Below are 11,812 nucleotides of genomic sequence, written 5' to 3' on the forward strand. Positions count from 1 at the left end.
CGCCGTGTCGAAGCTGCATCGATATGAACTGACCGTCGCGTGGACGGGCGATCTCGGCGCCGGCACGTCCGCTTATGACGCCTATTCGCGCGATCATCTCGTGCGCGTCGGCAACAAGGTGGCGATCGAGGCATCGAGCGATCCGGCGTTTCGCGGCGACGCCGCGCGTCACAACCCGGAGGAATTGTTCGTGGCGTCGCTCTCGTCGTGCCACATGCTCTGGTATCTGCACCTCTGCGCGACGAACAAGGTGGTCGTCACCGGCTATGTCGATGAAGCCATCGGCACGATGCAGGAAGAGCCGGGCGGAAGCGGGCGCTTCGTCGATGTGCTGCTGCGCCCGAACGTGACAATCGGTGCGGGCGGCGACGTGGAACTCGCCGCGCGGCTGCATCACGAGGCGCACCGGTACTGCTTCATCGCGAATTCGGTGAATTTCCCGGTGCGCTGCGAGCCGTCTATCAACGTGTCGACGCTCTGAGTGTCAACGGCGGCGCGCGTGTTGCAGCGCCTCCGGGTTCGCCACGCTCGACATATCGCCGGCATCGAACGCGAGAATGTTTCTGAACGCCGCGCCGAAATACAACTCGTAGCTCTCGCGCTCCACATAGCCGATGTGCGGCGTGCAGATCACATTTTCCATCCGCAAGAGCCCGTAGCCTTGCAGGATCGGCTCGCTTTCATAGACATCGACGGCGACCATGCCCGGCCGGTTGTGATGCAGCGAGTTCAGAAGCGCGTTCTCTTCGAGCAACTCGGCGCGGCTCGTATTGACGAAGAGCGCCGTGGGTTTCATCCGCATCAGATCGTCCGTCTTGACGATGCCGCGCGTTTCGTCGCTCAGGCGCAGATGCACGGTCAGCACGTCGCTTTGCTCGAACAGCATTTCGCGGCTTTCCGCGATCGCGACGCCGTCCTCGCGCGCCGCCTCGTGCGAATGTTCGCGCCCGTAGACCAGCACGTTCATGCCGAACGCCTTGCCGTAACCGGCCACCAGCCTGCCGATCTTCCCGTAGCCCCAGATGCCGAGCGTCTGGCCGCGCAGCACTTGGCCGAGCCCGAAGTTGGGCGGCAGCGCCGACGTCTTGAGCCCCGACTGTTGCCACGCGCCCTGCTTCAGGTTGGCGACGTACTGCGGAATGCGCCGCTGCGCCGCCATGATGAGCGCCCACGTCAGCTCGGCCGGCGCGACGGGCGAACCGGTTCCTTCCAGTACCGCGATCCCGCGTTCCGTACACGCGTCGATGTCAATGTGGCCGCCGCCCGCACGGCCCGTCTGGCTGATCATGCGCAATTTGGGGCATTTATCGAGCAGTTGCGAGCTAATGCGCGTGCGTTCCCGAATGAGCACCAGCGCGTCCACTTCCGACAGTCTGCTAGCCAACTGTCCGAGACCGCGCACCGTGTTATTGAAGACCTTCACTTCATGGTCATCGAGCAGATGGAAGCAGTCGAGCTTCCGGACGGCGTCCTGGTAGTCGTCGAGAATGGCGATTTTCATGGAGTGTGATTGCGTTTTGTTGGGCATCAAACCTGCTGCTTTATCTAATCGACGTTGAATGGCGTGCGGATTAAGTTCGGGTAACTACCGATAAATCCGCGCTATTCCGCCGAAACCTGTGCTTTATGCGCAGCGTCAACGTCTCGCTGCCGTGCGGTGTTATGCTTGATTCCCCTTTACCGCGGCGGATAAAGGTCCGCGCCGAGAAATGAAAATCGCGGCGCCCATTGCGGAAAACACGGTAATCAGCAAGGGGACAGGCCGCTTAGTATCTCTTTTTAACAGTTTGTTCCTTTGCGGCGCAAGCGACGGCAGAAGCGCCGTGAAGGTCAGCAAGAGTCACGCCCCGAGGACGCCGCACTCGGCCGGTCGACCGCATTCGCGTGAACAGACCCGCGCGACGAGCCGGCGGTCCCGGTCGATAACGCCTCTCGCACGCAGCGTCCGGGCGCACGGTTTTTTCATTGCAGAAGAACGGAGACAGCTCGATGAACCAGCCTGCAGTAGTCGAAAAGAACAATAACAACGCCGTCGACATCGAAGCGCCGGCCTACGTCCGGCACCGAAGACTGATCGAATGGGTTCAACGCATCGCGGCGCTCACCAAGCCGGAACGCATCGTCTGGTGCGACGGCTCGCAAGCCGAATACGACCGGCTCTGCGAACAGATGGTCGCCGCCGGCACCATGACGAAGCTCAATCCCGAAAAACGCCCCAATTCGTATCTCGCGTGCTCGGACCCGTCGGACGTGGCGCGCGTCGAAGATCGCACCTTCATCTGCTCGCAGCGTCGCGAAGACGCCGGACCGACGAACAACTGGATCGAACCGCAGGAAATGCGCTCGACGCTCGACGGCCTCTTCGACGGCGCCATGCGCGGGCGCACGATGTACGTCGTGCCGTTCTCGATGGGCCCGCTCGGCTCGCCCATCGCGCATATCGGCGTGGAGCTGTCGGATAGTCCGTACGTCGCGACGAACATGCGGATCATGACGCGCATGGGACGCGAGGTGTACGACGTGCTCGGCACGGACGGCGAGTTCGTGCCGTGCGTGCATTCGGTGGGCGCGCCGCTCGCCGACGGCCGCAAGGACGTGCCGTGGCCGTGCAACGACACGAAGTACATCGTGCATTTTCCGGAAGCGCGCGAAATCTGGAGCTTCGGCTCGGGCTACGGCGGCAACGCGCTGCTCGGCAAGAAGTGCTTCGCGCTGCGCATTGCATCGACCATGGGCCGCGACGAGGGCTGGCTCGCCGAGCACATGCTGATTCTCGGCGTGACCTCGCCGCAAGGGCGCAAGTACCACGTCGCGGCGGCGTTCCCGTCCGCGTGCGGCAAGACCAATTTCGCGATGCTCATTCCGCCGAGCGATATGAACGGCTGGAAGGTGACGACCATCGGCGACGACATCGCATGGATCAAGCCGGGCCGCGACGGGCGTCTCTACGCGATCAACCCGGAAGCCGGCTATTTCGGCGTCGCGCCGGGCACAAGCGAAAAGACCAACTTCAACGCGATGGCGACGCTCAAGGAGAACGTGATCTTCACGAACGTTGCACTGACCGACGACGGCGACGTCTGGTGGGAAGGCATGACCGACACGCCGCCCGCGCATCTGATCGACTGGCAGGGCCGCGACTGGACGCCTGCGATCGCGAAGGAAACCGGCGCGAAGGCCGCGCATCCGAACGCGCGCTTCACCGCGCCCGCGTCGCAGTGTCCGTCCATCGACCCGGACTGGGAGAACCCGGCGGGCGTGCCGATCGACGCGTTCATCTTCGGCGGACGGCGCTCGAACACGGTGCCGCTCGTGACCGAAGCGCGCGACTGGAAGGAAGGCGTCTACATGGCGGCGACCATGGGCTCCGAGACCACGGCTGCCGCCGCGGGCCAGCAGGGCGTCGTGCGCCGCGATCCGTTCGCGATGCTGCCGTTCTGCGGCTACAACATGAGCGACTACTTCGGCCACTGGCTGAAGATGGGCGAGCGCCTGCAGGCGCAGAACGCGAAGCCGCCGAAGTTCTTCTGCGTCAACTGGTTCCGCAAGGGCGAGGACGGCAAGTTCGTCTGGCCGGGCTTCGGCGAGAACATGCGCGTGCTGGACTGGATGGTCGGACGCATCGAGGGCACGGCGAGCGGCGAGGAACACGCGTTCGGCATCTCGCCGCGCTATGAAGACATCGACTGGGGCGGGCTCGATTTCACGCGCGAGCAGTTCCAGCAGGTGATCTCGGTGAACGACACCGCCTGGCGCGACGAACTCACGCTGCACGAAGAGTTGTTCGCGAAGCTCCAACAAGGACTGCCGGAAGCGTTGCCGGAAGCCAAGGCGGACATGGAAAAGCGTCTCGCTGCCTGATGCTTTCGGCGTGACATCGCCCGGCGGCTGACATTGCCGGGCGCATCGTGCGCCGCTCCTATATGCGAAAGATGACCGAACGGTCATCTTTCTCCGCCGAACGCGCTTCCTCAACGATTTTTTCCCAAAAACGACAGCCGAGCCGCAACTTCTGCACGATTCTTCATGTCCTAGGATAATTCTGAATTGCCTTGCAGCAGAATTTATAGCCGCGTGGCGGCAGGAGTTGTCCCATGGATCATTTGCAGTCGATGAAGGTGTTTGTCCGCGTGGCCGATCTGGGCAGTTTTGCCCGGGCCGCGAGCGCGATGGACATCTCGAACGCGGTGGCGACGCGCCACGTCGCCGATCTCGAAAGTCGTCTCGGCACGCGACTGCTCAACCGCACGACGCGCAGCCTTTCGCTCACGGAATCCGGTCAGGTCTATCTGGAGCGTGCGCGCCAGATCCTCGATGAACTCGAAGACGTCGAGCAGATGGTGGTGGCGCGCAATCACGAGCCGCTCGGTTCGTTGCGCATTGTCGCGCCCGTTGTGTTCGGCCTGCATAACCTCGCACCCGTGCTTCAGACGTACGCGCAGCGTTATCCGAAAGTCGTGCCCGATGTGACGCTGGTGGACCGTCAGGTCGATCTGGTGGAGGAAGGATTCGATGTCGGCATCGTTATCGCGCGGCAGGTGAAGAGCGCGAGCGTCGTGACGCGACGCCTGACCACGGGCTGCATGACCGTCTGCGCGACGCCGGATTACCTCGAAAAGCACGGCACGCCGACGCGTCCCGAGCATCTGCTGGAGCATCCGTGCCTGAGCCTGCCGTCCGAATACTGGGGCGACGAGCGCGTGTTCACGGGCCCCGACGGCGAAGTGCGCGTGCGCCCGCAGAACGTGATCATCGCGAACAATACGGAAATGCTGCGGCAGTTCGCGCTGCTCGGCATGGGCATCGCCATTTTGCCGAGCTATCTGATCGGCAACGACATGAACCGCAATCAGCTCGTGCGGCTGCTCGGCGATTATCAGTTGCCGCAGGTCGAAATCAACGTCGCGTATCCGAGCCGGCGGCACTTGCCGGCGAAGGTGCGAACGTTCATCGACCATCTCGTCGAGCACTTCAGTCAGACGCCGAATCACCAACTCGGCGAGCAGTGGATTCGCGATGGCATGGGCAAGCCGGCGGGCGCGGGCAACGCGCAGCCGCAGTACGCTCACGCCGATGAAGCGAAAGCGCCGCCGCCCGCGCCGCGTTCCCGTTCGATGGACGGCGAACTCGGCCCGAAGCTCGCGAAGCCGTCGCGAACGCGGGGGCGCGTGCCGGCAGCGTCGCCGTTTTAGCGACTGGGCGCTTCGGATGAAAGAGCCCGCGAATCACTCTGAACTGCACGCAAAGAGTTCGACAGTTGGGGCAATACTACGCGGGCTGAGTTCTGTACATCACAGGGCTCAGCCCTTTAGCTTCAGCTTGATGCGGTGGTGAATTCAATAGTGGGTGTAGCGTCTGTTGCCGCTCTGGAGGGCTTCGATGCGCTCGAAGCGGTTCGGGTAAAGGAAACCTTGGCGACGTTATCGTGGCGCTTGCCCGTACGCGACATGCTTTGCGTCAAGGCGCGTTGTGAGAGCAGCGCCTGCTAGGTGTTCATTTGGAAGTGCCAGCCTTCATCTGAGTGAACTTCGGGACGATCGTCCGCGCCCAACCGGCTGAACGCCTTCGATCACCCTTGCGACCATCGCAAACGCCGGAGGCGTGTTCGTTTCATAAGCGGTGATCTCGCCGTTATCCAGATCGAGAACCGGCGACAGACAGAGCTTTTGCTCGCCCACCCGAGAGTTCAGTACTATCGGTGACCCACTTTTGGTTTGGTGCGTCGGCATCGAACTGTCTTTGTAAATGCGTTCGGCGCAATGCGTCCTACAGTCCCGCGAAAGGCCCTGCAAAGTTTGACGAGCGCCGGCCGTCGTTGACCGTCTCCACTATTGCAAACCCTTGTTCGGCACGTTCTCGCTCCGCGAGGTCAGAAACCGCGACCCTCGCTTCCACGCAAAGGGCGGGCGGGAACAGCGACAGGCTGACAGGCCGGGCACACAACCATTACCGGCAATCCTTGCTCGTTCCCTGCCGCGTCCCGCCCGTAGACGAGACAAAGCACCGTGCGCCGGTAGTTTAGGACGGCGCGCGGCCTCTTCACGCTGCACCGCCTTGAGCGAGCGTCGCATTTGGATCTGCAAACAGGCTGTGTTCGCCGCAACCACGCGCCGAGAAGCCATGGCATATGACGGTCCGCGACCTCCGAATCATAGAACGGTGACATTTTGTGCCTGCCGTGGCGGTGGTGCTCCGTCTTGGCGTAGCCTTCTGGCGCGGTATCAGGTCGTTAGAATAGGGAAAAATGAACGATGCAAGATAGAACAGGCCGAGACATGGCACGCCTTGGCGACGCAACGGATCACGGTGGAAGAGTCGTTCAGACCGTTCGGGAGCTTCAGCACATGAGCATCGCTACGGCGCTCGACGCGCATCTGACGAATTGCTCGAAGTGCGGCGGAACATATCCCATCATCGCCACCGGAACACGCACGCATAATGGCTTCAAGGCCGCACTGATCGGCGATAAGACCGCGTGCTCGGCGACGATCATCGGAGCCTGACGCGCATGGCATGGTCTGTCGAAACTCACACCATCACTTTCAGAAGTTCGGCACTGCCGGAAATCGTCGGTCGGAAATACGGCGCACAACAACTTTGCGAACCCATGCTCAACGTGCGAAGCATTCGGGGACGGGAAGCGGTCGGCGAGTTGTTCGAATACTCTGTGCTCGCTCAGGTCGAGCGTCCCGACTTCCTGCTGAAGCCGACCGATGCGGCTCAAATCGATCTAGAAAAAATCGTCGGCACGAACGGAACGATCGCGATTGAGGTAACCGGAATCGGTACGTTTCGCGCCGGTCAGCAAGGTGCTTCGGGTTCCGCCAACGTCGGCGCCGATATACGCTACATCAGCGGACGTATCGTCTCGGCAAGGATTATCTGTACGGAGGACCGCGACGCAGTCTACGAGTTCGTGCTGCGACCTTCGACATGGACGGCAACGCAGAACAAGGGCTCACGCATTCTCAGCGGCGACGTAACGGATGTGATCCAGAAGCTGCTGGGCAGATACGGCGTCATCGACTGGCGGATCGCTGGCCCGACGGGAGGTAAGAAGCATTACCCACCGCGTGATTTCATCCGGCAAGCATGGGAGTCGGACTGGAATCTGGCGCTTCGGCTGATGGAAGAATGGGGCTTGTTCTTTTGGTTCGAACATGACAAGCAGGGTCACACACTCGTCATTTCGGACACGCTGGGCGGATTTCATCCTCATGGCGTCGCTTATGAAACGCTGCGATATCACACGGGGGGGCGAATCGATGAGGAACACATCAGCGAACTGTCGTTGACCTACACCTTGACCGCGGGCAGGGCGACCGTCAACGACCATGATTATATGCAGCCGCGTCTCAGAAAGAGCAACGCGGGGTTGCGCGAGACCTACGAGGACACCAACGGTACGGCCAAACGCGGCATTGAGATCTACGCGCCCGCCGAATTCGCTCAGCCCGAAGCCAACAATAGTCGGGCCAACGATGCGCGCGAAGAAGGTCAACACCTTGCGCGCGTGATACTTCAGGCCGCGCGCTGCATGGGGCTGCGGGCACATGGCAAGGGGCATTTGCGCGGACTCCAGCCGGGCCGTACGTTCACGCTGGCAGGCTATCCGCAGGCGAAGGCCAATCGTGATTATGTGGTGCTGATGTGCGAACTCGAGATGACTGAAGTCGGCACGTCTTCGGGTTCATGGCGCCAGTACGCAGTCAACACCACGTTCGAGTTGCAGCCGGATACAGAGTATTACCGGCTCCCCCAAGTCACGCCACGCCCCCGCGTCGATGATGAATACGCGGTGATTGTCACGCCCGAACATCATCCGAGCCAGCACTATGAGACGTGGATCGATGATAAGAATCGCGTCCTTATTCAGTACGACTGGGATCGCGAAGCGCGTTACGACGGTGCAACATCGATATGGGTGCGCGTCGCCTCGCAATGGCAGGGCGGCCAGATGGGCGTGGTCGCGCCCGGACGTGCCGGACAGATGGTGATTGTCTCTCACGTCCACGGTGATCCCGACAGGCCGTATGTATCTGGGTTCGTCGTTGACCGCTGGAACATGCCGCCGTGGGAGCTTCCCCGCAATGACGCGTTAATTGGAATCCGCAGTCAGAGCCTGGGCGACAGCATGGCATCAAACCACGTCGTGCTGGACGATACCTATGGTCAGATGCAGGCGCAGCTTGCGAGCGATCATGCAAAATCCAGCTTGACGCTAGGATTCAACACGCGCATCGATGGCAATCAGGGAAGGCGGGAGGCGCGCGGCGAAGGGTTCGAGTTGCGCACGGACGGGCACGGCGTCGCGCGGGCCGCCAACGGGCTGCTGATCACGACAGAAGCCCGGCCGAACGCTCAAAGCCACGCGCTGGACATGGGTGAGACGATTGCACGGCTGACGCAGGCGCGCGACCTTCATGAGAGCCTGTCGGAGTCGGCGCAATGGCACGGTGCGCAGGACGCCACGCACAACCAAAACGATACTACGCGCGCGATCAAGTCGGCCAACGATGCGATTCGTGGCACGGGCAAGGGAAGTCCGCACAGCGGTGGCTATCCTGAGTTTGCTGCCCCTCATCTCACGCTCGCCAGTCCTGCCGGGATTGAGACCACCACGGCAGGCAGCACACATATTGCAAGCAATCAAGACTTCGCAGTAACGAGCGGACGCAATGTCAGTGTCGCGGCGGCCGGATCGATTTTCGCGAGCGTGGTCAACACGTTAGCGCTGTTTGTGCAGCAGGCTGGAATCCGGCTTGTCGCTGCGGCGGGAAAGATACGGCTGCAAGCCCAGCGCGACAGTGTACAAATTGTCGCCTGCAAGGACGCGGACATCGTAAGTGCGGATGGCTGGATCAATCTCACCAGCGCGAAGGGTATTCGACTGAACGGCGGCGGTACGATGCTGGAAATTACGCCTGCCGGGCTTGTCGGATTCACCAAAGGGCAGTTCCATGTCCACGCTGCCGCTCATGGGACCGATGCTCCGAAAGACAAGCCGGTGAAGATGCCGCTAACGAACATCGCAGACGCGATGATCGCAGAGCCTTTTGTGCTGGTCGACCCCATCTCCGGTCTTGGCATTCCCAACCAGCCGTATCGCATTACGCTGGACGATGGCCAGGTGATCAATGGCAGATCGAGCGATAGAGGTGCGACAGCCTTGGTTCTTGCAGAGTCGATACAGCCAGCCCTTGTGGAAATACTGCACAACGACGGTACGGAAAATCCGTCGTCAATTTTGACGGCAATGCTAAGTCAATCCGTGGATGCGCCTATGTCCAATGTTGCGACTCAGAAGAGATCCATCAAAACGAAACTCAACGGTCGCGAACTGGAGTCACAGGAAAGCGGAACGTCGAGCACGGGCCACAGTATCTATTTCGCTGTGTGTCAGTCGTATAACTGGGGTATGCGATACAGCACCAGAGATCCGAAAGATCCCAGGCGACTGGCGTTTCCAGTGGCGACGTTGTACGCGGAGAGTATCGCAGATGTGCTTCTTGAGAAAGTTCAGTGGGGAGAGAACTACTTCGGCAAAAGCAAAGCCGAGATTGCCTTGACACCGTCAATGGTGGGAAAGACTGCCGAATTGCAACCTGATGATTTGGAGCGCCTAGCCAAAGTCATCCGTCCGGTTGTGGTCGAGACGCTGAAGGCTTCGCAGGCCGGTACCTTTGCGCTTCCCGAAGGCGCAACGCCTGCGGTTCTCGTGACCAACGATGCACTCGGCGGAGACGCTAAGGGGACTTTCGATCCCCAGCAGTGGAATCTGACGATCAATAGCCAGACGTTTGGCTCTCTGTACGAACCGTGCACACTGCGTACACAGCCAGAACGAGAAGGGTACGCCCGTCGAGCGCTCAAGGAGTTCGTTGATACCCTTTATCACGAGACGCGACATTGCCAGCAACACTTCTGGATTTTTGCGATGGTGCAGCAGCGTGCCGCAGACTTCGAGGACACACCCAACATTGCGCAGTGGCCGAAGTCTTTCAACGCAGATAACTCGACCGTAGCCCGCGTAGCTGCTCTTGCAGCGAATCAACAATTGCCTAATGACGAATCCAACCTACTGACTATCAAACAGATGGCAGTTGGAATGTATGCGTGGCATCTCTATCGGTTCCAGAAAGCAAACTTCTATCCAAGCTACGCCAATGATGCGAGATCTCTTCAGAAGGAATATGAACTTGCAACAAAACAGGCAAAGGAACTGCTCATCCACGCAGGCCCGGATAACACGGCAGTGGACGTCGATGACCTGGCTCAAGACAAAAGTTCCATGGGGTACTACGCGAAACCGTGGGAAGACGACGCTTTCTACTGCGGCGAGATTGCCGGATCGTATTGGACCGACGCTCACGCGCCGGATGGTTTGCTGGTTGATCAGTGCAGCCGTCAGTACGCAGCCGCTTATAACGGTCGCCGCCTTAAGCCTACCGACGACGACAACGCTGCAAGCACTGCCGTTTCGGATTCCCGAATCGCCAAAGGAGGCTAAGCCAATGGTAGTCGAGCATGTCAAGCAGCCCCCTCAAACACCATTATCGACTGAGCAAGTTTCTACCTTTCTGAAAGTCGCGACGATCGGCACCGATTGGGTGGCCGGAAAGCTGACGATTGAACAGGTGCAGCAGCAACTTGGCACGCTTTCTTTTAGCCGCATAGGTGAAAGCACGACTTACTTTTACAGACAAGACGGCATTTTTGGTGCCGTGTTCGACATTGATAAGGATAAGAAACCTTCTGTAGATGGCGTTAGCCGGCGGTTCAAGGTCGAACCGGTTTCCTGGAAATCCGTGAGTATTCCCCGCGAAGTGGTAGAGCATCGCCTTGGTCTTCACCGTGTCCGCGCCGGAGAATTGATTGACGGCGTGCGCAAGGAGGCACTGGCTTACGAGGCACGGCCGATTCTTAGCACTCAAGATCCGGACAGGCTGCGTCTGAATCTGCGTCTACCCTTGCCCGATGACTCGCCCTTTGATGTTCGAGCGACTTTAGTGTACCGGGCGAATCCGGATGAACCGGGACAATCGAATCTTGATAACACCACCTACCTCCGGTCTATTGAGATATGGCGGGACTATCTGACACCGGAAGAGCTCAATGAACGCAACTTCAATAAGCGCAAACAATACGGCTACATGAACCTGCGCACCGGCATGCTGTGTCCAGAGACGGGATGGTGGGAAGGATGGGCGGCAGAAGGACAGATTGACAAGCAGGTGATCCGGCAGAACATGTTGTTCCCGCAAGCGGGCTTCGGGCCGAACAGTTCCGCGCCGAACGGCGCGCGATTTGTCGATGCCCAATGGATGTGGCATAGCCCATACCACGACGAAACATCGCAATAGGAGCACAACGGGCGCCGTCGCCAGTACGCTTCGTCATGTTTCATCCGTCTCGTTCAATGCGAAAGTCCAAAAAGCGCGCCATCCTAGACCGGCGAATGCAAGTCTGGGCAAGCGGCGCTCTTCTATGCGCATCGCTGACTAGGAAGCGATGCCAGTGACGTGTCGCGCTTGGTGCTTTTGATCAGTGAGAAGTTGATGGATGTAGACATGCAGTGGAGCCATGACCTGGTGCAATCCGGGTAGCAAGACGAACTCTGCCGCAGCAACGAGTAATGCCCCCGCCGTTCAGGCACAGCGCCGCAGCCAGCCAGATGGACGTCAGTGTCGTTGTTCAAGACGATGCGATGGAGCCGCGAATAACGACACCGAGGCGTCGTTAAAAAACGCCCCACGTCGTTGGACGGTGCCCACCGACGTGGAGTGCAGTGTGAATCACTTCGCGGGCTTTC

General features: G+C 60.0%; 7 protein-coding genes. 6 read left to right on the plus strand and 1 reads right to left on the minus strand.

Annotation, left to right across the window (positions count from 1 at the left end):
• Positions 1-4 precede the first annotated feature (4 nt).
• The gene (locus GV035_RS24545; protein ID WP_159837526.1) at positions 5-481 is read left to right on the plus strand and encodes an OsmC family protein; all 477 of its coding nucleotides are present in this window, start codon (positions 5-7) and stop codon (positions 479-481) included.
• A gap of 3 nt (positions 482-484) precedes the next feature.
• On the opposite strand, the gene GV035_RS24550 is transcribed toward GV035_RS24545, so the two are convergent.
• Positions 485-1,501, minus strand: a complete 1,017-nt coding sequence (locus tag GV035_RS24550; protein WP_159837528.1) for a D-2-hydroxyacid dehydrogenase family protein — start codon at positions 1,499-1,501, stop codon at positions 485-487.
• Positions 1,502-1,989: 488 nt separating this feature from the next.
• Between GV035_RS24550 and GV035_RS24555 the strand changes: the two genes are divergently transcribed.
• The 5 genes from GV035_RS24555 to GV035_RS24575 all read left to right on the plus strand — a co-directional run bounded on the left by GV035_RS24555 (position 1,990) and on the right by GV035_RS24575 (position 11,363).
• Entirely contained in the window at positions 1,990-3,861 is a 1,872-nt protein-coding gene (locus GV035_RS24555) for a phosphoenolpyruvate carboxykinase (GTP) (protein WP_159837530.1), read from the plus strand.
• Between the two features lie 233 nt (positions 3,862-4,094).
• Entirely contained in the window at positions 4,095-5,192 is a 1,098-nt protein-coding gene (locus GV035_RS24560) for a LysR family transcriptional regulator (protein ID WP_159837532.1), read from the plus strand.
• Positions 5,193-6,275: 1,083 nt separating this feature from the next.
• A complete protein-coding gene (locus GV035_RS24565) occupies positions 6,276-6,503 on the plus strand; it encodes a PAAR domain-containing protein (protein ID WP_328699794.1) in 228 nt (75 codons plus the stop codon).
• Between the two features lie 5 nt (positions 6,504-6,508).
• Positions 6,509-10,510: a type VI secretion system Vgr family protein gene (locus GV035_RS24570; RefSeq protein ID WP_236572708.1), complete on the plus strand. Its 4,002-nt coding sequence runs from the start codon at positions 6,509-6,511 to the stop codon at positions 10,508-10,510.
• A gap of 4 nt (positions 10,511-10,514) precedes the next feature.
• Positions 10,515-11,363 carry a hypothetical protein gene (locus tag GV035_RS24575; protein WP_159837536.1) on the plus strand — a complete coding sequence of 283 codons (849 nt, stop codon included), beginning with the start codon at positions 10,515-10,517 and terminating at the stop codon, positions 11,361-11,363.
• The last annotated feature ends 449 nt before the right edge of the window (positions 11,364-11,812 follow it).

This window comes from Burkholderia sp. 8Y, from assembly GCF_902506145.1.
Lineage (GTDB): Bacteria > Pseudomonadota > Gammaproteobacteria > Burkholderiales > Burkholderiaceae > Caballeronia.